We start from the raw sequence: 23,040 nt of genomic DNA, 5'->3' as shown, positions 1-23,040 counted from the left end.
TTTACGGTTACCCGTATCGAGATGATCAGCTGGTGATTTTATTTAATCTCATTGTGAACATCTCACTAAACCTAAGCTGGTTATTGTATGACTGTTTCTTTAGCGCTTGGTTCAGCAAAAATTTGTCGTTGTTTTGTTAACCTTGGCAATCTACCACACTTGGGGGCTAATTCCTCAAGTAAAGTGGTTTGCGGTAGTTAAATAGTCCTTCGTTGAGCATATCGTCGACACCCAATGGTCCTGAGCCCCTAAACCTTTGATGACAAAGTTGAGATAAAAGCCGCTTTCAAACTCTTCACGAGTATCAATACCTGGGTTTAAATCATCGTCATAATTGGTTTTGATGCGGTAGTGATAACTAAAGCGTACTGCCCAGCAGCAAGATTCATATTGAATACCGGCATAGTTTTCGATATTTCGGCGCTCATTGATGTCATAGTACCAGTTACCAACAAAGTACAAATCGTCTGAAATTGGCCAGGTTGTACGTAAACCAGCTTGAGAAATGTTGACCTTATCGTTGGTGTTATTATTGACCAGATCTGGAATGTAGCGGTAACTGAATTGCAGTAGTTTACCGCTGCCTGGGCGGTAATCTAGCGTTGCTTGACTCTTTTTGTTTTCGCCATGTTCAGTATCATGCTGCACCGACGCACTCACAAACCAGTCGTCATATACGCGGGTATCTAACTCAGCTGCCAATACAGAAGTTGATTGTTCTTGAGTCGTCACCGATTGCGCTTTGAGGACTTTTGATTCCTGGAAATACAAGATTTGACCAACGCTGAACTTCATTTGTTCTCGGTTGTTGTCGTTGTAGAGGCGCGTAGTGAAACCAAGCGTCATTTGGTTAGCATCGGCAATACGGTCGAGACCTGAGAAACGACGGTCTCTAAATAGGCCGAAATAGTCCTCTTGTAACTGGGCACTATCATAGATACCAATGCCAGATTGATCTTCATAGCCGACAAACAGGTACTGAAATTGCGGCTCAAAGGTTTGGCGCATTGGTGTCGACAAAAACTGAGTTTGTCGTTCAAAATTAATTTGACCGTTAATTTGCAGCTGCGGGATTGTACGATTGACGGTTTTATCAAGCTCTGGTTGCAAACTTGACTCATCTTGCCAGTAATTGGTTTGCAGTAGCTTTATCTCACTGGTTAACGAGCCAAATGGTGCATGAATAGGCAGGGCAATACTAGGCTCCATATGCACGCGAGTCGCACTGCCATAAAGTGCGTCTTGATGACGGAAGTTAGTCACTTCCGTGCCAAAGGTGAAGTCTAAGTTTTGCCAGAAGTCTTTGTTGTAATAGTTAAAGTTTAGCTGTGGCATTACTTGATAAGGTTTTTCTTCTTCGCCAAGCACCTTAATGTCCTGCACTCGGACACTAAAGTCCCAATCTTGGTCGAAGTAGCTAGCTTCACCAATGCGCGATAATTGATTGTCCGTCGCGCGCGCAACTTGTGAGTTCAAATCATTGAAGTAGTTGTTGTCTGACACATCGGTGTAGTTGGCTTGAACGCGCCAATTGTCATTAATTTTGCCACTGTGATTCCAGTGATAAAGATAGCGATCTGGGCTGTTGGCAAGCTTTCTGTCGTCTGCTAGATACTCTACATTAAATTGTCCCGACTGATCAGGCGAGTTCATGTAGCGAAATTCTGTTTTGAGGAATAAGCCACGGGCTGACATATAATCAGGGGTAAAGGTTAAATCGTATTCTGGTGCAATATTCCAGTAGTACGGCGTGCTTATCTGGACACCATTAGTGGTACTGGTGCTAAATTCTGGAAATAAAAAACCTGATTTACGTTTGTCTGAAATCGGTACTGTCATGTAGGGGATATACATAATCGGGATATCTGCTACACGTAATTTTGCATCCCACACTTCGCCCCACTCTTCTTCACTGTCGATGCGAATTTTTCGCGCCTCAAGCAGCCAAGACTGAGACTCTGGTGGGCAGGTTGTGAAGTTGGTGCCAGACAACACTAGGTTGTTATCTTTAGTGATCTCTAACTCTTCGGCGTCACCATTTACTTGTTGACCATGTAGCCAGTACTTAGCACCTGAAAGGGTGGCACTATTTGATGCCATTTGCGCGACTAACGAATCAGCAGTGACGGTAAACATGTCGTCTTTAAACACTAGATTGCCAGATGCGTTTAGTTGTTGCTTTGGTTGGTTAACCGAGGCGTTGTCGGCAGAAATATGACGACTACCCTGACTGAAACTCACATCCCCAGTAAAGTGTGCAGTGTTATCCATCTCGGCATAAGACGAGTCAGAAATAATTACAATATCATCAGCTTGGATACCTGCTACAGCATCGCGGTCGTTGGCTGTTGGAGATACAGGTGGGATGATGGCACAGTGTCCTAATGCCTCACTCGCCATTACTTGTTGGGAGTTAATCAACCCATTGGCGAGTAGGCAATATGCCATAAAATAACGAATCTGCATTGTTATCAATTAGTTATGATTTCTTATTTTGGAAATATGTTGGGGAGAAAAGGATACCCAGCTCAATGAATCTATCCATAATTTAGCTGATTCCACTAATTTTGCTGGTTATAATAAAACAATTTTCCAGCAAGAGCTAATGAGATGAGCCAATCAGATCAAAGATTTGTTGCCCTTCAGGCGTGGTTAACGCCGTTATTTGAACAACCATTTGAAATTCGGCTTATCAGCGGAGATGCCAGCTTCAGAAGATATTTTCGTGTCACGCTCACAGCACAGCAAAATCAAGTATCTCAGGCATCCCCCCATCATGTTGAGCAAGCTAGGTTAAATGCGACTAGTTATATTGTCGCTGACTCGCCTGTTGAACTTGTGCCTATCGAGCCATTTATTGCGATGGCAGAGGCTTATAAGCAGGCCGGGTTGTTGGTGCCAGAGGTTATTGCCAGTGATGCACAGCAAGGGTTTGTGTTACAAACCGACTTGGGTGACGAACAACTACTGAGCCATTTAACGCCGCAAACCGTGACTCAATATTACCAACAAGCACTCGCGTTGTTGCCGTCTATCGCTGGCGTTACCCAAACAGCCCAAGGTGAGCTCGCTCAATTTGATGAAGCATTCTTACGCCGCGAGTTGGGTATTTTTACCGAGTGGTTACTTGAGTGTCATCTCAATTACCAACCAAGTGACCAGGAGTCGACACTGATTGAAAACACCAACAAGGTGTTAATAGCAAGCGCCCTTGAGCAGCCGCAAGTTGGCATGCATCGAGACTTTCATAGCCGCAACTTATTACTGACTGAACAAGAAAGTAGTGACAGCAAACTTGCGGTGATTGACTTTCAAGATGCGGTGATCGGTCCTGTGACTTATGACGCAGTGTCATTGCTGCGCGACTGCTATATTCGTTGGCCAGATGAATTAGTTAACCCTTTGATGCAAAGCCATTTTGACGCCATGCAGGCCGCAGGCGTTATTGAAAAGCAGACGACGTTTAGTCGCTATCAGCGCTGGTTTGATTTAATGGGACTTCAGCGCCACATTAAGGCGGCAGGTATTTTTACCAGGTTAAAACATCGTGATGGTAAAACTGGCTATATCAAAGATATTCCGCTCACGTTGCAATATATTGTTGATATCAGCGCGCGTTATGTCGAGTTAGCAGAGTTTGGACAGTGGCTGGAAGCTAATATTGTGCCTCGCTTTGCATGTGCTAAAGAGCAAGTATGCTTGGAAAACAGCAAATCTATTGCAGATGAGGCATCAGTATGATCAAGGCGATGATTTTAGCTGCAGGACGAGGTGAGCGTTTAAGACCGTTAACAGATAGCTGCCCAAAACCTTTAGTCGAGGTAAACGGCAAACCCTTGATTGAATATCATCTTGAAAAGCTGGCCAAAGCGGGTGTCGCCGAAGTGGTCATTAACTGCGCCTGGCAAGGTCATATGCTGCCTGAAACCTTGGGTGATGGTAGTCGTTGGGGGTTGTCGATTCAATACAGTCATGAGTCGCAAGCTCTTGAAACTGCAGGTGGAATAAAACAAGCTTTGCCTTTGTTAGGCGCTGAGCCATTCTTGGTGATAAATGGAGATATCTATATCGATGACTTGCCAGATTTTGATCGTGCGCTGACGATGCTTAATCAGCAAGGTAAGCAAATGTTCTTGTGGCTAGTCACTAACCCTGCGCATCATCCTAGTGGTGATTTTTCGGTTAACGAAGGAGCATTGAGCTACCAGGCTGACAACAAGTTTACCTTTTCTGGTATGGGTATCTACCATCCGTGTGCTTTTGACTCTCTTGAAGCAGGTAAAGCACCCCTTGGGCCGCTAATGCGAGCCGCGATGGAACAGAAACAGGTTATTGGAGAGCTGCATAGCGGCTATTGGTGCGATGTTGGTACTACTGCACGTCTAGCGGAAGTAGCAGCGCACATTCAAATGCTAAAAAATGAAAGTTAGCTCCACATACACACTTAGATTATATAAATACAACTCGACTACATAGACAGAGCTAGGGTTTTTAATGCAGATTTGGGGTAAGGTTTTTGGTGCGCTCATTGGCTTTATGTTTGGCCGATTTCTTGGCGCGCTTGTTGGTGCTTATCTTGGGCATCAATATGATAAAAGTCGTTTTATCAAGCAATATGCTTCAAGGGTGCAGCATATTCAAAGTCAATTCTCACGGACAACGTTTGCGCTGCTTGGACGAATAGCCAAAGCCAATGGTCGAGTGACAGAATCAGACATCATGGTCGCGACCATGTTGATGGATCAACTTAAGCTGCATGGCCAAGCACGAAGTGATGCCCAGCAAGCTTTCAGAGATGGCAAACGCGCCGACTTTGATGTTAAGGCGCAGCTGCGAGAGTTTCATCGTGCCACTCAAGGTGTTAACGACCTTAGAAAAATGTTTCTTGAAATTCAGGTGCAGATGGCACTGCATGATGGTGAGCTGCACGCGAGTGAACTTGCTATTTTACGCTTGATCGCAGATGAGCTTGGGCTCGCTCGTCAACTTGATGCCACCATTGCCAGTATGCAAGCCGAGCATAAGTACCATCAGGCTAATCGTAGCCAAAGTAACAAGATGGCGACTGCTGATGCTTATTCGATTCTCGGTGTTAAGCAAAGCGACAGTGACCAAACCATAAAACGTGCCTACAGGCGTTTGATGAATGAGCACCATCCAGATAAGTTGGTTGCCAAAGGCTTACCAGAAGAAATGATGAAACTTGCTAAAGACAAGGCGCAAGATATTCAGTCTGCCTACGATAGCGTCAAAGCCGATCGGGGTATGCGTTAGGTGATACGATTAAATGACTTATGGGCTGTTCGCATTGTAAAAATTACACAGGGTTTTATTTATATAAGGATGATTTATGAAGTCTTTTTCTAAGCTGTTGATAGCCGCATTAATTATTTCTCCAGGCGTTAGCTACGCGGATATTTTTGTTGCTCCTTTTGGCGGCTATAGCTTTGGCACTAGTGACCTCGATGTTGTTGATAACGATGGCAATGTTACTTCGACGTTAAAATTAAAAGAGTCGAACAATTATGGCGTAATGCTAGGTACCACAACCAACCATCCTGGCAACATGTATTTCTTATACAGTAGGCAAAATAGTGAAATTGCGACTTTCTCGCAAACCCCGTCACCAGTTAATAAAGTTGACGTTAGCTATTACCACCTAGGTGGCACCTTATTCTTAGGTCGTGATGCATTTAAACCTTACGTCACTGCCAGCGCAGGTGCTACTCAGCTCTCTCCTGATCAGGGGTTTTCAAATGAGACGCGCTTTTCGATGGCGATTGGCGGTGGCTTAACTTATGACTTAACTGATAACTTCTCGGTTTTTGCTGAAGTTAAAGGGTTTGCCACTCTGTTCAATTCTAGCTCAACCTTGTTTTGTGATAGCACACGTTGTGCGTGGAATATCAAGGGTAATGTGATGTGGCAAAGTCAGGCGAATGCAGGCGTGTCATTTAGGTTTTAAATCGTAGTCAATGACCTGCAAAAGGAGTCATATTTGAGCAATCTGTCAGGTGACAAAACTGTTAATGCGCCATCTAAACAAGTAGGTGAGACAAAAAACATGTCAAAACCTAAGCCCAAATTAGTGGTACTCGATGGCTACACCCTAAATCCGGGTGACTTAGATTGGCAGGTATTGTCAGAGTGTGCTGAAGTAGAGGTTTATGAACATACGGCGACTGGTGACTTATTAGCGCGCGCTCATGGAGCACAGCTGTTACTAACCAATAAGACTGTGATTGATAGACAATCTATAGCCCAGTTACCTCAGCTTAAATACATTGGTGTGCTAGCCACTGGTACTAATGTGGTTGATAGCAAGGCTGCGAAACAGCAAGGCATAGTGGTCACCAATGTACCCGCTTATGGCCCAGATGCTGTGGCGCAAATGGTGTTTGCGCATATTTTACAGCATTGCCAACAGGTCAGTCTGCACGACAACGCCGTCAAACAAGGTGTCTGGAGCCGCGAGCGCGATTTTTGTTTTACTTTAGCGCCGCTTACCTCGCTTAAAGATAAAGTCTTAGGGCTAGTCGGCTACGGAGATATTGGTCAGCAGGTTGCAAATATCGCGCTTGCTTTCGGTATGCGCGTGATAATTAGCACGCCCACGCCTAAAACAGATCTACCACAAGGCATTAGTTGGAGTGAGTTAGACTCAGTGCTTACCCAAGCTGACATATTATCACTGCATTGCCCGTTAACGGATGACACTAAGCAGCTTATTAATCCAACCAGCTTAGATAAGTTAAAGCCGGGCTGCTTGCTGATTAATACCGCCAGAGGCGATTTAATTGATGAGGCTGCATTAGCCCATTGGCTAAACAGCGGCAAAGGTTTTGCCGGATTAGACGTGTTATCAACTGAGCCGCCAAGTGCAGATAATCCGCTTTTGTCGGCTAGTAATGTGACAATAACACCTCATATTGCCTGGGCAACATTTGAGGCGCGCAGAAACTTGCTGTCGATAGCCGTTGATAATGTACACGGATTTCTTGATGGTAAGTCCATAAATTGTGTGTAACTGGGTTTGCTAAAGGTAAGATCGTAATACAAGCGCAACAAGGGTTTAATGAAATAGGGAGATAAATGTGGCGATATGGAAGTCACTTTATGATGTGTTTGATAAAGAGCGCAGTCGTGTGGAAAAGCAGCGCGGTCAGCTCAGGGCACTGCAATTTGAGTTAGAGGCTAATATTCGCTTTGTTGCAAGCAGTGGTCAGCAAGAATCACAGCTGTTGCTGATTGCGGACAAATTAGAATCACAGACGTTCGATACTATTTTATCTCAGGGTTTTAGCTTTAATAATGAGATGTTGAAAGCTCAGCAAATTGCCGGCTATGCTGAGTTTAACCGCTATGTGGGACGAGACAGTTATCAGTTAGTATGTGATGCGTACCAGCGCATTAAGCTTATCAAAAAGTCGCCAACAGGTATCACTGGGCTGAAACTCAAGTCGCTGCTGAGATTTTTGCTTTTAGTGCATTTTCATCTAAATGGTAAAGGCTTACCGAAAAAATAGCCTAGCTGGCTATCTCTCAATGCAGTTTACTAACATGTATTTCAAGCTCGATACCAATAGTGAAATTAATAAAAAACCAGTGATTGCTCACTGGTTTTTTTATTATTCATCAACGTTCGCCGTTGGTATTTAGAAAATCACTTTTACTTGAGCCGCGCTGTGTTTGGCTTTTTCAATCGCAGCGTCAATTGAGTTATCACGAGCAAGGGCGACACCTAAGCGGCGGCGGCCATCAATGTCTGGCTTTCCAAAAATACGTAGCTGAGTCAGCGGCGCTTCAAGTGCTTGAGCTAGGCCTTCATAACGAATATCAGTCGAGGTGCCCTCTGCAAGGACTACCGCACTGGCACTAGCGCCAAATTGGGTAATAGGTGTGATTGGCAGCCCTAAAATAGCACGTGCATGTAGGGCAAACTCAGATACATCCTGGCTGATCAGGGTGACTAAACCTGTATCGTGTGGGCGAGGTGATACTTCAGAGAAGTAAACTTCATCACCTTGAATAAATAATTCAACGCCAAACAAACCATAGCCGCCAAGTGCCTCAACCACTTTTTTACTCATAGCTTGTGCTTTTTCTAACACGTGAGCTGGCATCGCTTGTGGCTGCCATGATTCACGGTAGTCACCATCTTCTTGGCGATGACCAATTGGTGCACAATAATGAATACCGTTGACTGCACTTACCGTTAGCAAGGTGATTTCGTAGTCGAACTTAACAAACCCTTCAACAATCACTCGGCCTTTACCTGCACGGCCGCCTTCTTGGGCATAATTCCAGGCGCTATCAATATCAGCTGTGACTTTTACCACGCTTTGGCCTTTACCTGATGAGCTCATTACCGGCTTCACCACACAAGGCATACCAATTTTTGCCACGGCTTCATCAAACTCAGCTTTAGTATCACAGAAGAAATAAGGCGAGGTTGGTACACCTAAGGTTTCTGCAGCTAGGCGGCGAATACCTTCACGGTCCATGGTGAGCTGGGTGGCTTTTGCCGTCGGTACGACGTGCAGGCCTTGGGCTTCTAACTCAACCAATGCTTGGGTGGCGATAGCTTCGATTTCAGGGATAATTAAATCCGGCTTTTCTTGCTCTATGATGGCTTTTAGTGCATCAGCGTCAAGCATGTTTATCGTGTGAAAACGATGTGCAACCTGCATCGCAGGAGCATTTGGGTAGCGGTCAACACCAATCACTTCAACGCCATAGCGTTGCAGTTCAATGGCAACTTCTTTACCGAGTTCGCCACAACCTAGAAGCATGGCTTTTTTCGTGCTTTTTGAATGAGGTGTACCAAAAGTTGTGATGGTTTTGACTGTCATATTTGGCCTATTTGCTATTGATTATGTCGGGTAGGGAACGGTTGCTATTTTACCTGTGCAGAGACGATATAGATGGCAAATTGCATAAGAAGTGTGGTTAAGATCACTACTAAGTTAGGGAAAACTTAATTTCAAATTTTATACAATCCACAAATTACAGCTATCTCTCATTTAAGTTTGGTGTAATACTAACCACTTGTTATCTGTGTGTTTACTTAACAAGGAGCCGTTCATGTTCTTAGACTATTTCGCCTTGGCGTTATTGTTCTTTGTCGCATTGGTGATTTTCTACGGCATTATTGCCATTCACGATATCCCCTACGAGATTGCTAAACATCGTAATCATCCGCAGCAAGATGCCATTCATATTGCTGGCTGGGTAAGCCTTTTTACTCTGCATGCCATTTGGCCGTTTTTATGGATATGGGCAACTTTATATCGCGAAGACAGAGGTTGGGGTTTCTCTCAGCTTGAACAAAAAGAGCAGCAGCTGGAGCAAAAAGAAGAGCAACTTGAGCTGCAGGTGAAACAGCTTACACAGCAGCTCAGCGAGTTAACCAATAAGGTAGCTAAGTTAGAAGCTGTTAAGTCAGAGGTTGCTGTCGCCGAAGACACGCCGCAATCAAACCAAGATAACAAGGAGGGATAATCATGGATTTACTGCTTATTCTTACCTATACCGCATTTTGTGTCGCCATTTTTAAGATTTTCAAAATCCCGTTAACAAAGTGGACGGTACCTACGGCCATTTTAGGTGGTATTGCGCTTATTGGCACCTTGTTGCTGTTGATGAATTATAACCATCCTTATACCAAATTTAGCCGCGAGTACTTTGCATCTGTGCCTATCACTCCTGCAGTACGTGGCATTGTCACAGAAGTCAGTGTTAAGCCAAATGAGCCGGTTAAAAAGGGGGATGTGCTTTTTAAAATTGACCCTGTGCCTTTTGAAGCTGCAGTTAAACAAAAACTGGCAGCATTAAAAGAAGCTGAGCAGCAAGTGCCACAGCTACAAGCCGCTGTTGAGATTGCCACAGCAGCTGTTGCCCAGGCGCAAGCTGACAAAGACCGAACTGAATCCGCTTACAAGCGTTATGAAGAAGGGCGCAAAAAGGGCGGCCGTAATTCACCCTTTACTGAGCTTGAATTAGATAACAAACGCCAGCTATTTTATGCATCAGCAGCGCGCTTAGAGGCCGCAAAAGCTGACGAGTTAAGATCACGTCTGGCGTTTGAGTCAAATATTGATGGTGTAAATACTAAGGTTGCGGGCCTGCAAGCTCAGCTTGACCAAGCCAGGTACGACTTGGAACGAACTGTTGTGCGAGCACCTGCAGATGGTGTGGTTACGCAATTAGCGCTGCGTGAAGGTGCGATGGCAGTTCCGCTACCGCTTAGACCTGCAATGAGCTTTATTCCTGATGAAGACCGTTACTTTGCAGGAGCGTTTTGGCAAAACTCACTGTTAAGGTTAAAGGTCGGTGATGAAGCCGAAGTGATTTTAGATGCCGTGCCAGGCAAGGTGTTTAAAGGTAAGGTGTCTGCAGTATTACCGGCGATGGCAGAGGGTGAAATTCAGTTTGGCGGCACGCTGCAATCATCTAGCAGGTTGTTCCAACGCGGCCGTGCATTAGTGTTGATTGATATTGATCATGAGCAACATGAGACTTTGCGTAATTTACCTGCAGGTGTTGCAGGGCAAGCTGCGGTTTACACCGAGCACTTTAGTCACGTATCGATTATTCGACGCGTGCTACTGAGAATGCAAAGCTGGTTAAATTACCTGTTCGGAGAAGGGCACTAGCCGCTTACTGAGCGCGTTAATGTTGTAACTGAGTAGGTTACAATTGAGTAAGAAATAATACAGCCCGCGTCAGCGGGCTGTTTTGTTATTGAATTTTAACAAGAACTATCTTTGAGAATCATTCGTCACGAGCTATTCGCAAAGATCTATTTGCAAAGAGCTATTCTCGAAGAACCATCTGCTATTAATTGCTTATCTTTTGCGGTGGGAACACACTTAAGATATTCGCGACAGTCGCATTGGTGCTTTCAAGTTTCGCTTCGCCACCTTTATCGAAATCAAATTTGTCACTGCCACGCCAAATTAGGCGGTTGGTGTTACTGTCGACAACATCAATTTGAATACTTTGCTCAGTTACCATTTCTTCGCCAACTGGAATTGACGTGCCTATGCCAATAGAGCCATGGCGACCACTGGTCCCTGTGCCTAAGCCAATCGACATACCAGAGCTTTTGGGTTTTTCCTGAGTGATAAAGCGATAGCTAACCAAAAAGTCACTATCACCTTGTTTTAGTTTAAAACCCTGCGCCTGCAGCTGAGTATCAATTGCCTGTTTAATACGCTCGGCACTAATGGTATCGGTTGCCTCTTCAAGCACAAGATGGCTGTAACTTTTTAGCTGATTAAAATCGTAGTTAGTGTCGTAGTCTGATTGCGGAGTCGATTTACAACCGGCAAGCAGCAGTAGAGAAGTGGCAATAAAGCCAAAGCTAAGTTTTTGTACCCAGCAGGATGTATTAGATAAGGCCATGGTGAGCTCCAGAGAAATGAAAACGTCAAAAAACTAAAAATTAACTATGCTTTGAGTCTACGGTGCCCATAGGCAGTTGTCGACTTTTACACAAGACAAAGCCACTAGTTGTTGATTAAATTATATTTAATTCTAAGTGGTCTAGGCTTTTAATTTGTACTAGCTCGCGTTAGTTTAGGAAATCATGGAACAGTTAAGTTTTTTCAGTGTACCTAGCCCTTGTGTCGGGATCTGTCAGACAGATGCTCGGGGCTATTGCATGGGTTGTTTTCGCAGCCGTGATGAAAGGTTTAACTGGATGAATTTGTCTGAAGTGCAAAAGCAAGATGTGGTGCGCTTGTGTCGCGCCCGTAAACGCCGTCGGCAATATGCACTGTATAAAGCAAAGCAACAGCAATTACATCAACAGCAAGCTCAGGTTAATCCTCAGTTTGACTTTGACGATGACGATGCTTTGCCTGCAATTGATGAGTCACAATCTAAAGATTAGCTTGCCTGACCATCGCCTGATTCTTTTGACCACAAGGAGTCTTTTGGCCATAACAAGCTAAACGTAGTTTGGTTTGGGTTGCTACTTACGGTGATCCGGCCGCGGTGACGGTTCATCACTCGGCTAATAATGGCCAACCCTAACCCGTGTCCTTTGTTTGCGTGATGTTGTAATTTAGAGCGGAAAAACGGCTTAAAAATATGCGGTTGATCCTCCAATGGGATCTCTGGCCCGTCGTTGGTGACAGACAGTCTTATATGCTCACCTAAGATGTTTAAAGTGACGATGATGGTACTGTCGCCATATCGCTGTGCATTGGTGATAAGGTTCTGAATAGCTCTTTCAATCAATGCAACTTCACCTTTTACATACACTTCTTCAAAGTTACATTCCCAATTAATTGTAGTGGGACTGAGTGGCTGCAAGCGTTTAATCAGCTGTTGACTGGTATTTACCAGCTCACAGTTCTCAAACTCTGGCTCGACGTATTGGGTTTCTAGGCTGGCGTATGTAAGTAGCTCTTGCAGTAGGGTTTCCATTTCCTCAATGTCAGCCTGCATTGCATTAAGAAAATCGTCACGTTTACTCACTTGCGTATTGGGCTCAAAGTACTGCGGCAGTAATGCTAGCGCAAACTTCAGCCGCCCGAGTGGCGTGCGAATTTCATGGGAGATGGCGTTAGTGAGATGCTTCTGGTTATCAATCAACTCTGAGATATGGTTGGCCATATCATTGAACGTGCTCGCTAACGGCGATACTTGAGAGCTTTTTGCCAGCTTAATGCGGGTGTCCCAATTAGCTTTACCGAAGGCGGCGGTAGCCTGGCGCAGATTTTTTAAATCTCGCGATAACGGCCATACCCAAACCAGTGAGACTAGTGCAAGAGATAAGTAGAAAAACAGTGTGAATAAGCCGCGTAGTTCTTCTCTTGGGTCAACATCAATCGGGCCAGCAACCAAAACTTGATCACCAACAGCAATAAAAAACAGCTCGTGTTTGTTTTCGGTAATCGTTGAAAGGACTTCATTGGGGGCGAGCTCGATGTCACCAGCAAGGGCAATTTGGTCGCGCTCATGCAGCGCCAATGGAATAGGGTGGTTTGCCTGAATATTTCTTAAATGATGAAGGCGGTCTTGCTTAGGTATCTCACCTAACAATAAGGCAAAAGCAATCAGTGGCGAATTGAATTCGCCACTGTCATCAACATTGCGTTGCCAAAGGGTGTCTAAACTCCAGCCGATACCTAAGAAGCTTAGGCTTAACAGCAGGTATAAGCTGATAAATAAACGTTTCAAGCGTGTGCGGGTTAGTTATTCCAGGCTTCTGGCGCGAATAAGTAACCTTGTCCCCATACGGTTTTGATCCTAAATGGCGTTTCGATGCTATCACCTAGCTTTTTGCGTAGGCGTGAGATACGAACGTCGATCTTACGATCTTTGCCATCAAAATCAATGTTAAGTAAGTACTGATAAATATACTGACGACTAAGCACTTGTCCAGCTTGAGATGCAAGTAACCAGAGTAATTCAAACTCATGACTTGTTAAGTCAATTTCAGTATTACCTAAGCGAATAGCTTGAGTGTGTGGGTCAATATTGAGTTTACCAAAGCTTAAGCAGTGCGACTCTGCTTTAGCTGGTTGTGCTTGACGGCGAAGTAAGTTGTTGATGCGAGCAACTAGCAGCGCCGGATCAACAGGTTTGACGATGTAATCATCTGCACCCAATTCAAGACCTTTAATTTGATCTTCATTTGATCCTAATGCACTCATTAGCAGCACTGGGCCAGCAAAATAGTCAGGCAGCTTCTCACATAAACTTAAGCCATCTAGGCCTGGAAGCATGATATCTAGCAGGATAATGTCGGGCTTATAACTGATTAGTCGGGTCAATACAGTGTCGCCACGACGCTCTACTTCTACGTGCATATCGTGAGATTTCAAATAGTCCACGATTAAGTTTGCCAGTCGAATGTCATCTTCAACCAATAGCACTCGATGAGTCGATTGAACTGTAGCCATTAAAAAAAGCTCCAAGGGTTGCGATAGCGACGTCTCACTTTGGTGCTAGACGCCGTGGTGACTTTAACTTTTACCCCTGCAAGGGTGTTGTTATTATTTTTTTGCACCAAGACAAACTGAATGTCTTTATCGGATTTAATTTTTAGACTAAGAGACTGGGTGTTAGGATCCTCAGAACACCAACGCGGCATATCTGGATAATCTGAGATTATGCAGACCAGCTCATCGCTGTCCATCTCCCAATTTAGGGTAATGTCTGTTTCACAAAGTTGGCTTTGTGTATCAGTCAGACACATGTGCGGTGTAGCCGTAAGCTCCACTTGCGCTGAAAGTGTATCAGCTTTAGGGGACGCAATACCCAAAAAGAGTAAGGAAATGATAGCTAGCTGAAAAATGCAGCGTATTGGTTGACGTAATTGCATCAGAATCTATAAGCCATTCCAACAAAATAAGTTGAAGAGTAATCATCTGATAACAAAGGGCTATCGCTGATAGCTTTTGCAAACTTCGTGTAACGTAGAGCTAGCAAGGCATCCCAGTGGGTAGCTATTAAATAGCGGGCAGTTAGTTCAGCGCCAAAATTCCATGCAGACGATGCACGATATTGCTGATGCCAAAAGGTATTTTCTGTCACGCGAATGCCGTAATAGTAATCAACTAGATCTTCACTTTTCCAGGTTGCCGATACGCCAGTATCGAACACCCAATTATCCACAGCAATAGAATAGTTCCATTTAAAATCGGCTTGGGCGCCGTTGTGGACATTGAACATATCATGACCAATAGCCGCTTTGAGTACACCGAAGCGGCTAAAATAAAAGCCTTCGATGGTAGCAAGCATAGTAAAGTTACGGTCACCCAACTCATCAAAATCAATGGTTTTATCAACCATTTCAGCTTGCTGTGCGGAGCTCGCGCTTACACTGCTGCGCTGGTAGCCATTAGCTAACATAAAAATGTTTGATGGATCCCACTTATTAAAAAAGCCGCTATCGTCACTGTAAGTTGTCGCAAGATTGATAGTAAATCGCTCAGACTCGATCAAACTATAACCAAGGTTGCCGTTGTCAAAAAACCAGTTGTCACCGTAATAGGCGATTGAAGGTACAACGTAAACGGGGATGTTTTCGTAGTCTGAAAGTGGATTTGAACGCGAGCCTAAGCCGATGGCAAGGGCTAAGTCCCAGCGGTCGATGTCGATACAGTTTTGACTTTGTTTGCAAGACTCCTCAGCAAAAACCTGAGTATGCACAGCTAAAAAGACAATCAAAAACTGCAGAATTGTTTTATGCATATGATATTAGGTAATAATTACAAACAATGGGTAATCTTAACATCAGCGATTTATTAAGTAATCAGAAAAGGTGTTGGTGTTACAAACTGATGCAGAGAATGTGATAACTGTTAATTGAAACACGGTTTTAATGCGTCAAGAATACCGAAAACATGATTACAACATGGCGTCGAAATCGCTGCCTTTGTTAAACATTGTTATCATTTTATTCCATGACAAGGGTATCTTAAGGAATTACGCCTTAATTGCACGCCAAAACAGTTGAAAACTGGCATTACGATGATTTGGATCAATACCCAACTGAGGATTATCGGTAAAGAAGCGAATCGCAGCCAAGTATTGACCATGACAATTCTCTAACATCAGCTCAATGGGGTATTGGCATAGCTCACCCTGCTGCTGACCTTGCTTGAGCATATCGACTAAAAAGCCAAGAATGTCGTGCATTGCCATATTGCGGGTATTACTAGGTATCTCGCTTGAGAGCGAAAAATGTAAGAAAAATGCTTGTTGCAGTGGATTTGCTAGCGCCCAGTCGATAGCTTGTTGCCATAGGGCATTAGCATCATGCTCAAAGTCGCCATTTAGGGCGGCTTTGCTGGTAATTTCGCTGGCAAAGCGGGTTTTTATGGTAACAAACAGTTCGGTGAGTATCGCGTCTTTAGTGGCGAAATGATGAAATAAGGTGCCGGTTGCGACACCTGCATGTTTGGCTATTGATGCGGTTGAAGTGCCATGAAAGCCATTTTCAACAAACAGTGTCAGCGCCGCATCGAGTACTGCTTGACGTTTATCTAGTTTGTTTCGTTTTTGCTTGTTTGTTTTGCTCTGAGCAATGGCTTGATTCATGACAACTCCAACTCATCCTATCTATTTTGTTCTTAAACCCTTAGCTAGGGCCTGTTGACCTTTCAAGATTATTTTTGCAGCAGCTTGTTGGAAATTTATACAAGGCAACGACTTTGATGTGTGGTTATTCCACATAAGTAAGTCGTTAACGCAGTAGAAATGACAACAAGCGCTGCCTGAAAGGTTCGTTTAAAAGCACCTACGCCCTTAGCAAAGAGCTTAGTTTGTTGCGAGCCCTGTTGTTAAAATCAATAGGTGTAGGTGACTAGACGTCATCGCTCGCGTCGCGATTAAAGTGCTTTTAATTCGAACAAATTCTAATCAGCAAAGATTAACAGGCCCTAGTGCTTTTCCAACATACGCCTAGCGTAGGAAGAAAGAGGTTAAAGCACGCTGAATGCTATTACCATAAGGAGGGTGAACTAATTTACCAGAATTAAGCTTACCGCTTTTTAAGATTGTTTTGGCATGGCTAAAGGTTAAAAAGCCTTCTTTACCATGGTAGTGCCCCATGCCTGAAGGACCTATGCCACCAAACGGTGCATCGTCGGCTGCCACATGGAACACAGTTTCGTTAATCCCCATACCGCCAGCATGAGTCTGCTTGATTACATGTTGTTGTGTCGCAGTGTCAAAACTCATTAAGTACAGTGCCAATGGACGGTCGTGTGACTTGATGTAGTCAATCGCCTGATCAAGCGAGTCGTAGCCCATGATTGGCAAGATTGGGCCAAAGATTTCACTTTGCATCACGGCCATATCGTCATTGACGTTAGTTACTAATTGCGTTGCCATTTTACGCGTTGAGGTCATAGGCTGTGCATTGGCGGCGGTTATCTGCGCGCCTTTTGCTTTTGCATCTTCAAGCAAGCCCTGCAAGCGTTGGTGTTGACGGTCGTTAATCACGTTGCCGTAATCATCATTGGTGTCAAACTCAGGGTACATATTTTGGAATCTGGCTTGATACGCGGATATAAACTCATCTACTTTGTGTTGCGGGCAAAATACATAGTCGGGGGATACACAGATTTGCCCGGCGTTGAGGCATTTACCATAGATAAGACGCTCAACTGCGGTGTCGATATCCATATCTGGGGCGATAATTGCTGGAGACTTACCGCCAAGCTCTAGGGTGACTGGTGTGAGGTTATCTGCTGCGGCGCGCATAACATGCTTACCTACAGCTGTAGAGCCAGTAAACATTAAATGGTCAAATGCTAGTGATGAAAACTCTGCTGCCACATCTGCTTCGCCTTCAATCACCGCAACTTCATCTTCACTAAATACTTCGGCAAGCATAGTCCGCACAACTTGATTGGTTGCTGGAGTAAACTCTGACATTTTCAACATAGCACGGTTACCAGCAGCAATCGCTGTAAGTAGTGGGCTAATAGCCAGTTGTACTGGGAAGTTCCATGGCACAATAATGCCAATTATGCCTTTAGGTTGATACTCAACGGCGACTTTTGATGGGGATAACAATAACCCTGCATGGCGCTTGCTTGGCTTCATCCACGATTTGAGCTTTTTACAGGTGTAATTGATGTTATTCACACAAGGCATGATGTCAGCGATGGTTGTATCACTGTCAGGTCTATGACCGTAATCTTGCTTTAATGAGGCTATGGCAGATTCATGGTGCTTGAGTAAAGCTTGCTTGAGAGCTTGTAGCTTATCGATACGTTGCTGGTAACTAGGGTATGGCGTTGATGAGAATGCCTGTTTCTGGTTGGCAAGTATGCCGGAAAGTGACTGAGTTTTGGAGTGATCAATAGCCATGTTCATAGTAAGACCCTGTTTCTGCTAGGTATCCGCATTGGTGGATACAAGAGTTATGTGCACCATTGATTACAATAGTCGGCGCGATGACAGTCTTAGGTTTATGCTCTGTTGCAAGCTTTGCTTTTAAGCCGGTAGCTACAAGCTATTAATGAGTAAAAACATAAAACCGACTGATTAGTCGGTTTAGTTTGTGTGTTTTTTTTGAACATGTCAACCTGCTTTGAGCTAGATCACAGTGGAATACTGAAATGCCTACTACACTGATGATAGACAAGCGGTTGAACTTAAGGAGGGTGTATGCGTACTAAGACAATTTTATGGCCTACTGACTTCTCAGAGACGGCTTCACATGCGCTGCGTTATGCAATTGAAATGGCTAACCTTTATCAAGTTGGGATCCGTATTTTGCATGTGGTTGACCAGCCATTAGGTGATGAGAACTACATGATTTTGGCGATTACGCCGGAAGAGCTCGCAGCCAGTATGGAGAAGGCTGCAGCCGAAAAAATGCATGCTTTACTTGAGGAGCTAAACACAGATCTTAAGGTGGAAACTTTGATCCGTCGCGGCGATGCAACTGAGGAAATTGTGGCTGAGGCTAATGGTGGCGATATTGGTATGGTGGTGATAGCCAGCCATGGGCGTAGCGGCTTAGCGCATTTTCTGCATGACAATGTCGCGGAAGCTGTGGCAAACCAAGCAAAATGCCCGGTACTGGTCGTTAAGTAAACCACAACCCTGCAGCTTTGTTGAAAAGCAGGCCCTAGTAACCGTTAAACAAAGAGCAGCCAATTGGCTGCTCTTATTATTCGTGCCCAGAATGTTGGGCGGTAGAGAGTAGGTGTTAAAAGCTAGGCGCTAAAAGCTCGAACCAGGCTGAGTTAAAAAGCTTATCTCAGCAGCTGAAGATTCACGGCCAAGGATTTGATTGCGGTGCGGGTAGCGGCCAAATTCATCAATTATCACCTTGTGCTTCAATTCAAAATCAAGGTTGCCCTTGGCGTATTTCTCAAACAAAGGTACAGCTTGCTCGTGGATAAGTGCAGACTCGCTGTGCATATAAGGCATGATTAAAAAAGGAGCCTGTTCATTGCTTAGTGCCATTAAGTCGTCTTGCGCCACCGCATATTGCGCCAGAGTTAGCGCCATTGAATCGTTGGCAAACGCTTTAGGCGTGTCTCGATAAGCGTTGCGCGAAAACTGATCCAGCACAATCACTTCAGCTAAGCGGCCAATAACAGACTCTCGCCAGTGGGCCAATTCCCCTGCTTCAGCTTGCGCTAACAGTGATCCAAATTGCCTAATGATGGCTTTATCGAATTCATCATCTTTTTGCCACCATTGCGCAGGGGTGATTTGCTTGAACCAAAAATCAATAATGTGTTGGGCAGTCATTGAGTTATTCATTTTACAGTTGTCTCTTTCTTGTTTTGGTTACTTTCGCTGAACAGGGTTGGCAGTATTAGCCTTATACTTACCCTAAATCTCGTACAAGCTGACCAGGTTAAATCCAGTTATTGTGATCATTTACGGTTTTACTTAGCGATCGCGTGACGATTGTTTGGGCAACGCTCTCTGGTACATATGGCAAGGTTAGTGTGCCACTAGCGAGACCAAGTTCGATGTAAGCCAAACCTGCGCGTTTTTGAGTGCGAGTTTGGGTCACTTTGACACTCTGAATCTTATTATACGGAATGCGTTTCCAGTTTTGGCCGATTAAACCTGTGTGCTGCCAGACAACATTGTCATTAATCCAGTATCCCCATTGGCGGTATCGCAGGTAAAGCAAACCAATTACAACTATTGTGGCGCCCCAAAACCAGTTGAATATAGGTGGACCATCGGGAATAAATAAATGAAACATTGAAAAGATGGTGGCAGGGATTATGGCTAGTTGAACACGGCGATAAAACCAGGTGATATGAATGCCAATAAACCGCTCGGGAATAGTAATTTTTTGATCTTTAACTTCAGGTAGGTTGGCGATAAGCGGAGCAATCTCGCTATTACTCACACATGGCACTAGCATATTTTGCTTGGTTCTCTCCTCTATCTCTTGACCTGCAACCTGTTTAAAAAACAAGGTCCAGCGACCAATCACCCTAGCAAGCGCTGGTTGTTCAAATTGAATAACCTGAATTCGGTGAGTTTTTAGCGCATCTTGCTGGTGAGAAATAACGCCACCACTGCGTTGCAATGTTCTGTTTAGCAGCTTTAGCTGATAAGGATGGTATTTTAGTACCGCAGCAATCACCGAAATTAACGAAATCACCGCGTAAAACATAAATAACAGACCAAAGAAGGTTAGCAGCTGCAAGCCCACATTATGCGAGGTATGTAAAGCAAACCAGGAAAATACCTCACCCACTAGCGGGTTCTTAGCGATTTCTTCCCATTGAATTTGCCCAGCGATAGGACCTGCTACAATTGCAAACCAGATGAAGTTGTTCTGGTATAAGCCATAAGTTACAAGTTGCTTTAAACTGCGGGTCGCAATGAGCTTACCATCTTGCAAGTCGCGCGCTTGATCGTCAGCACTGTTGTCTTGTCTGCCTACTTGATGGGTGTCGTTTGTTATTGATGGCTTTTTCAGTAGCCGCGCTTTTAAACTTTGCGCTAACTTGCGATCAAGTGCAGCTAGTGCCGCTTCATCTTTTTTCGATCCAGCCGTCTCCACCACTAAGGTAGCGAGATCCATTGGCCTAAAGTAAAAAGGCTGCTCAAAGCGCACGTTCTGGATTTTATTAAGTGGTATTTCGTTTTTCTTAGTAAACAATAAGCCTTTTTTAACTTCTAATTGATTGCCTTGAATGCGATAACGAAATTTGCGCCATTCAATGAGCGCAGACAGGGTAATTAACAGCGTTAGTACACTGATTACCGCGATTGACCATTGTAAACTAAAGCCCTTTTGCCAACCGGTATAAACAATAGGAATGATGGCGTAACCATTAGATAGCAAGACTTTAAGTGTGGAAACCACGTTGCTAATAATTGACCATGCTGACAGTGCTTGCCACTCAGCGCTCTTTTCTGGTGGCTGCTGATAGGTGTCGTTTTTGTCGGTTAAAGGCTCTTGAGCAGAGTCGTTTTTGCTAGAAACCTGAGGGTTCATTGACCCTCCTTAGGAGTATCTGTACGTTTAGTCTCACTATGATCGATTTCAATAACTTGGAGGGGATCGAGATCGTCTTCAAGCAGGTTGTCTGTAGCTTTATCTGCCGTTGTGTTAGGTTCGCTGGTACAAATGCTCGCTGGTGATATATAAACCTCTTCGGTTGCAGGCGCTTGAGCTGTAGCGCAGTGCAATATATGTTGGCGTAGATGCTCGGCCTCTTGTGCGTTTAGGCCTGGAAGGTCGATTTCTGCAGAGCCACTTCCGGCGCTAAAGCACTTTAGCGTAACTAGGTTAAACTTGCGCTCGATTGGTCCTTGGCTAATGTTTGCATGTTGTAAGCGCGTATAGGGAAGGGCTGTGGTACTTATCCAGAATAACCCTTCGCGCATAACGAACTCTTTGTTAAACACGCCATAGCAATAGGTTTTTGCTTGTTTATAAATGGCCGTTGTAACAAGCAGTGCCAGTATGAAAGCGCAGCTAGCGATAATCATTGCCATAATTAGTGGAGGTTGAGCCGCAACTAATATTGCGCCGATGATGACTAACACTAGCAGCGCAATTGGTGCAGTGGTGAGTAGGACCGACTTGGCATATTGGCTGTCAACAGGTGTTAGTTGCAGCTCGGTTAATTGGCTCCATTCGCCGCTCGCTTGCAAATGTCCATGGTCATATACCTCAGCAGCGACAGGCTCAGACACGTGGTTAGCTGCAGCAACATCTATTTGCGCGGTGATGTCATTATTTGACTCAGCTTCTGCTGACACGTTTGCCGATTCAGGTGCGTTAGGTATTTTGGTTTCCACGCGCAAGTCACTCCTTTGAAATAGTTGGTCATGCACAGTTAATTAGTGGTACTAAGACCTAATTAGGCATCACACAACAAAATTAACCCATGCTAATTTAAAACTATATAGCGCTTTGCCACTAGCAACTATAGACTGAAACATAAATTGACAATTTATGTCATGGGTTTCTTTATTCCAAAGCCGTGCGCTTAGCGCAACTGCGGCTCGTACTGAACTTAAAAGCAGCGAATGACCTAAGTGAGTCTACATTGACCCAACATGAATCCCCGCCCGTAACCTTGATAAAGCAGTTTCTGCCGCCAAAGCTGTGTCAGCTGCTGTGGCAAGAAAGTCAGAATTACCCGTTAGAGAAAATCGTGATTCAGGTATTTGGCAAATATCACCCAATACCGCGCACTCAAGTTTGGTTTGCAGATAGCGGCTGTGATTACAAATACTCGGGCTCACTTATCCGCGCTTTGCCTTGGCCGCAAGAGTTAGCAAAAATTCGATTACTGCTTACACAGAAGCTCCCTGAGTATGCAACCCATATCAATGGGGTGTTGGTTAATCATTATGTTGATGGTCAAGACTGCATGGGGTGGCATAGTGATAATGAACCTGAAATAGTCAAAGATTCAGCCATTTTGTCATTAACTCTTGGCGCGGCGCGAGATTTTGTGGTGCGACACAAAGTGACTAAGCAGAAATTTAATTATCTGTTAGCTGAAGGAGACTTACTGATCATGCATGGCGGTATGCAGCAAGCTTGGGAGCATGCATTACCCAAGCGGGCACGGGTAAATTCGCCGCGGCTTAACTATACCTTTAGGCATATAAAACCTGATTTTTATCAAAAATTTAACTAAGAAAAAGCGGCGCTTCCTCACACTTTTATCAGGTTAAATAAGGTTACAAGTTTGATCTTTAAAGTTGAAAGATTTACCCTGCCTGCTCTTGCAACGACGAATAAAAGAGTTAGTTATGTCGGTAGAGCAAAAAATTACTGATAAGTTAAACCAAGCGTTTTCTCCTACTCACCTTGAAGTGATCAACGAAAGCAATCGCCATCACGTTCCCCCGAATTCTGAGACCCACTTTAAAGTGGTGATTGTCAGTGAATCATTTGATGGTAAGCGTTTAATTGCACGTCATCGCGATGTAAACGGCACCTTGGCACATGAACTTGCTAATGGGGTACACGCTTTGTCCATCAACACATACACCAGTCAAGAATGGCAGCAGCTAGAAAGTGTGCCACGTACACCAAATTGCAAAGGCTAATTTAATTAG

The 23,040-nt window shown here is 44.4% G+C and carries 23 protein-coding genes and 1 pseudogene; 12 read left to right on the top strand and 12 right to left on the bottom strand.

What is annotated here, in order from left to right; genetic code table 11:
• Positions 1 to 166: 166 nt before the first annotated feature.
• Positions 167 to 2,466: pseudogene (lptD, locus tag EXU30_RS05780) on the bottom strand (LPS assembly protein LptD).
• A 144-nt stretch (positions 2,467 to 2,610) separates the two neighbouring features.
• Here lptD and EXU30_RS05775 point away from each other — a divergent pair.
• The 6 genes from EXU30_RS05775 (at position 2,611) to EXU30_RS05750 (ending at position 7,526) form a co-directional block, all read left to right on the top strand.
• A complete protein-coding gene (locus tag EXU30_RS05775) occupies positions 2,611 to 3,741 on the top strand; it encodes an aminoglycoside phosphotransferase family protein (RefSeq protein ID WP_130598235.1) in 1,131 nt (376 codons plus the stop codon).
• Positions 3,741 to 4,430, top strand: a complete 690-nt coding sequence (gene murU / locus EXU30_RS05770; RefSeq protein ID WP_130603279.1) for an N-acetylmuramate alpha-1-phosphate uridylyltransferase MurU — start codon at positions 3,741 to 3,743, stop codon at positions 4,428 to 4,430. The genes EXU30_RS05775 and murU overlap by 1 nt, the downstream gene beginning before the upstream one ends.
• 64 nt (positions 4,431 to 4,494) lie before the next feature.
• Positions 4,495 to 5,274 carry a co-chaperone DjlA gene (djlA, locus tag EXU30_RS05765; RefSeq protein ID WP_130598234.1) on the top strand — a complete coding sequence of 260 codons (780 nt, stop codon included), beginning with the start codon at positions 4,495 to 4,497 and terminating at the stop codon, positions 5,272 to 5,274.
• A 76-nt stretch (positions 5,275 to 5,350) separates the two neighbouring features.
• A complete protein-coding gene (locus EXU30_RS05760) occupies positions 5,351 to 5,965 on the top strand; it encodes an outer membrane protein (protein ID WP_130598233.1) in 615 nt (204 codons plus the stop codon).
• Positions 5,966 to 6,064: 99 nt separating this feature from the next.
• Complete coding sequence (locus EXU30_RS05755) at positions 6,065 to 7,027, top strand: D-2-hydroxyacid dehydrogenase (protein WP_130603277.1); 963 nt, start codon at positions 6,065 to 6,067, stop codon at positions 7,025 to 7,027.
• Positions 7,028 to 7,094: 67 nt separating this feature from the next.
• Positions 7,095 to 7,526 (top strand): hypothetical protein, encoded by a 432-nt coding sequence (locus tag EXU30_RS05750; RefSeq protein ID WP_130598232.1) that lies wholly within the window; start codon positions 7,095 to 7,097, stop codon positions 7,524 to 7,526.
• A gap of 129 nt (positions 7,527 to 7,655) precedes the next feature.
• Here EXU30_RS05750 and purT read toward each other — a convergent pair whose 3' ends face one another.
• Positions 7,656 to 8,852: a formate-dependent phosphoribosylglycinamide formyltransferase gene (gene purT / locus EXU30_RS05745; protein ID WP_130598231.1), complete on the bottom strand. Its 1,197-nt coding sequence runs from the start codon at positions 8,850 to 8,852 to the stop codon at positions 7,656 to 7,658.
• A 232-nt stretch (positions 8,853 to 9,084) separates the two neighbouring features.
• Between purT and EXU30_RS05740 the strand changes: the two genes are divergently transcribed.
• On the top strand, positions 9,085 to 9,501 hold the full coding sequence (locus EXU30_RS05740; RefSeq protein ID WP_130598230.1) for a DUF3302 domain-containing protein: 417 nt from the start codon (positions 9,085 to 9,087) through the stop codon (positions 9,499 to 9,501).
• Positions 9,502 to 9,503: 2 nt separating this feature from the next.
• Entirely contained in the window at positions 9,504 to 10,655 is a 1,152-nt protein-coding gene (locus EXU30_RS05735) for an HlyD family secretion protein (protein WP_130598229.1), read from the top strand.
• A gap of 184 nt (positions 10,656 to 10,839) precedes the next feature.
• Here EXU30_RS05735 and EXU30_RS05730 read toward each other — a convergent pair whose 3' ends face one another.
• Positions 10,840 to 11,406: a DUF4136 domain-containing protein gene (locus EXU30_RS05730; RefSeq protein WP_130598228.1), complete on the bottom strand. Its 567-nt coding sequence runs from the start codon at positions 11,404 to 11,406 to the stop codon at positions 10,840 to 10,842.
• Between the two features lie 184 nt (positions 11,407 to 11,590).
• On the opposite strand from EXU30_RS05730, the gene EXU30_RS05725 reads away from it, so the two are divergent.
• Positions 11,591 to 11,896: a DUF1289 domain-containing protein gene (locus EXU30_RS05725; RefSeq protein WP_130598227.1), complete on the top strand. Its 306-nt coding sequence runs from the start codon at positions 11,591 to 11,593 to the stop codon at positions 11,894 to 11,896.
• Here the strand turns inward: EXU30_RS05725 and EXU30_RS05720 are convergent.
• From EXU30_RS05720 to EXU30_RS05695, 6 genes are all read right to left on the bottom strand, one after another.
• Positions 11,893 to 13,191: an ATP-binding protein gene (locus tag EXU30_RS05720; RefSeq protein ID WP_130598226.1), complete on the bottom strand. Its 1,299-nt coding sequence runs from the start codon at positions 13,189 to 13,191 to the stop codon at positions 11,893 to 11,895. The two genes, EXU30_RS05725 and EXU30_RS05720, sit on opposite strands and share 4 nt — an antisense overlap.
• A gap of 11 nt (positions 13,192 to 13,202) precedes the next feature.
• A complete protein-coding gene (locus EXU30_RS05715) occupies positions 13,203 to 13,916 on the bottom strand; it encodes a winged helix-turn-helix domain-containing protein (RefSeq protein ID WP_130598225.1) in 714 nt (237 codons plus the stop codon).
• Positions 13,916 to 14,338: a DUF3019 domain-containing protein gene (locus EXU30_RS05710; RefSeq protein WP_130598224.1), complete on the bottom strand. Its 423-nt coding sequence runs from the start codon at positions 14,336 to 14,338 to the stop codon at positions 13,916 to 13,918. Before EXU30_RS05710 ends, EXU30_RS05715 begins: the two co-directional genes overlap by 1 nt.
• A complete protein-coding gene (locus tag EXU30_RS05705; RefSeq protein WP_130598223.1) occupies positions 14,338 to 15,210 on the bottom strand; it encodes a MipA/OmpV family protein in 873 nt (290 codons plus the stop codon). Before EXU30_RS05705 ends, EXU30_RS05710 begins: the two co-directional genes overlap by 1 nt.
• 234 nt (positions 15,211 to 15,444) lie before the next feature.
• Positions 15,445 to 16,059 (bottom strand): TetR/AcrR family transcriptional regulator, encoded by a 615-nt coding sequence (locus EXU30_RS05700; protein WP_130598222.1) that lies wholly within the window; start codon positions 16,057 to 16,059, stop codon positions 15,445 to 15,447.
• Positions 16,060 to 16,422: 363 nt separating this feature from the next.
• Complete coding sequence (locus EXU30_RS05695) at positions 16,423 to 17,844, bottom strand: coniferyl aldehyde dehydrogenase (protein WP_130598221.1); 1,422 nt, start codon at positions 17,842 to 17,844, stop codon at positions 16,423 to 16,425.
• Positions 17,845 to 18,138: 294 nt separating this feature from the next.
• On the opposite strand from EXU30_RS05695, the gene EXU30_RS05690 reads away from it, so the two are divergent.
• Positions 18,139 to 18,570 (top strand): universal stress protein, encoded by a 432-nt coding sequence (locus EXU30_RS05690; protein ID WP_130598220.1) that lies wholly within the window; start codon positions 18,139 to 18,141, stop codon positions 18,568 to 18,570.
• Positions 18,571 to 18,699: 129 nt separating this feature from the next.
• Here the strand turns inward: EXU30_RS05690 and EXU30_RS05685 are convergent, their stop codons facing one another.
• The 3 genes from EXU30_RS05685 to EXU30_RS20505 form a co-directional block, all read right to left on the bottom strand.
• Positions 18,700 to 19,248: a DUF924 family protein gene (locus tag EXU30_RS05685; RefSeq protein WP_130598219.1), complete on the bottom strand. Its 549-nt coding sequence runs from the start codon at positions 19,246 to 19,248 to the stop codon at positions 18,700 to 18,702.
• A gap of 97 nt (positions 19,249 to 19,345) precedes the next feature.
• Positions 19,346 to 20,956, bottom strand: a complete 1,611-nt coding sequence (locus tag EXU30_RS05680; protein WP_130598218.1) for a PH domain-containing protein — start codon at positions 20,954 to 20,956, stop codon at positions 19,346 to 19,348.
• On the bottom strand, positions 20,953 to 21,765 hold the full coding sequence (locus EXU30_RS20505) for a PH domain-containing protein (protein WP_242620329.1): 813 nt from the start codon (positions 21,763 to 21,765) through the stop codon (positions 20,953 to 20,955). Before EXU30_RS20505 ends, EXU30_RS05680 begins: the two co-directional genes overlap by 4 nt.
• Before the next feature lie 251 nt (positions 21,766 to 22,016).
• Between EXU30_RS20505 and EXU30_RS05670 the strand changes: the two genes are divergently transcribed.
• Positions 22,017 to 22,616, top strand: coding sequence for an alpha-ketoglutarate-dependent dioxygenase AlkB family protein (locus tag EXU30_RS05670; protein ID WP_130598217.1), 600 nt, complete (start codon positions 22,017 to 22,019; stop codon positions 22,614 to 22,616).
• A 115-nt stretch (positions 22,617 to 22,731) separates the two neighbouring features.
• A complete protein-coding gene (locus tag EXU30_RS05665; RefSeq protein WP_130598216.1) occupies positions 22,732 to 23,031 on the top strand; it encodes a BolA family protein in 300 nt (99 codons plus the stop codon).
• Positions 23,032 to 23,040 lie beyond the last annotated feature (9 nt).

Origin of the sequence: Shewanella maritima (assembly GCF_004295345.1) — a bacterium.
GTDB lineage: Bacteria > Pseudomonadota > Gammaproteobacteria > Enterobacterales > Shewanellaceae > Shewanella > Shewanella maritima.
This window is presented reverse-complemented; position numbering and strand designations above follow the sequence as displayed.

Excerpts from the sequence above, each read along its gene's own strand:
- EXU30_RS05690 (WP_130598220.1), top strand. The coding sequence starts at position 18,139 with ATGCGTACTAAGACAATTTTATGGCCTACTGACTTCTCAGAGACGGCT.
- EXU30_RS05755 (WP_130603277.1), top strand. The coding sequence starts at position 6,065 with ATGTCAAAACCTAAGCCCAAATTAGTGGTACTCGATGGCTACACCCTA.
- purT (WP_130598231.1), bottom strand. The coding sequence starts at position 8,852 with ATGACAGTCAAAACCATCACAACTTTTGGTACACCTCATTCAAAAAGC.
- EXU30_RS05680 (WP_130598218.1), bottom strand. The coding sequence starts at position 20,956 with ATGAACCCTCAGGTTTCTAGCAAAAACGACTCTGCTCAAGAGCCTTTA.
- EXU30_RS05730 (WP_130598228.1), bottom strand. The coding sequence starts at position 11,406 with ATGGCCTTATCTAATACATCCTGCTGGGTACAAAAACTTAGCTTTGGC.
- EXU30_RS05775 (WP_130598235.1), top strand. The coding sequence starts at position 2,611 with ATGAGCCAATCAGATCAAAGATTTGTTGCCCTTCAGGCGTGGTTAACG.
- EXU30_RS05735 (WP_130598229.1), top strand. The coding sequence starts at position 9,504 with ATGGATTTACTGCTTATTCTTACCTATACCGCATTTTGTGTCGCCATT.
- EXU30_RS05705 (WP_130598223.1), bottom strand. The coding sequence starts at position 15,210 with ATGCATAAAACAATTCTGCAGTTTTTGATTGTCTTTTTAGCTGTGCAT.
- EXU30_RS05710 (WP_130598224.1), bottom strand. The coding sequence starts at position 14,338 with ATGCAATTACGTCAACCAATACGCTGCATTTTTCAGCTAGCTATCATT.
- djlA (WP_130598234.1), top strand. The coding sequence starts at position 4,495 with ATGCAGATTTGGGGTAAGGTTTTTGGTGCGCTCATTGGCTTTATGTTT.
- EXU30_RS05715 (WP_130598225.1), bottom strand. The coding sequence starts at position 13,916 with ATGGCTACAGTTCAATCGACTCATCGAGTGCTATTGGTTGAAGATGAC.
- EXU30_RS05725 (WP_130598227.1), top strand. The coding sequence starts at position 11,591 with ATGGAACAGTTAAGTTTTTTCAGTGTACCTAGCCCTTGTGTCGGGATC.
- EXU30_RS05700 (WP_130598222.1), bottom strand. The coding sequence starts at position 16,059 with ATGAATCAAGCCATTGCTCAGAGCAAAACAAACAAGCAAAAACGAAAC.
- EXU30_RS05740 (WP_130598230.1), top strand. The coding sequence starts at position 9,085 with ATGTTCTTAGACTATTTCGCCTTGGCGTTATTGTTCTTTGTCGCATTG.
- EXU30_RS05665 (WP_130598216.1), top strand. The coding sequence starts at position 22,732 with ATGTCGGTAGAGCAAAAAATTACTGATAAGTTAAACCAAGCGTTTTCT.
- EXU30_RS05760 (WP_130598233.1), top strand. The coding sequence starts at position 5,351 with ATGAAGTCTTTTTCTAAGCTGTTGATAGCCGCATTAATTATTTCTCCA.
- EXU30_RS05695 (WP_130598221.1), bottom strand. The coding sequence starts at position 17,844 with ATGAACATGGCTATTGATCACTCCAAAACTCAGTCACTTTCCGGCATA.
- EXU30_RS05685 (WP_130598219.1), bottom strand. The coding sequence starts at position 19,248 with ATGAATAACTCAATGACTGCCCAACACATTATTGATTTTTGGTTCAAG.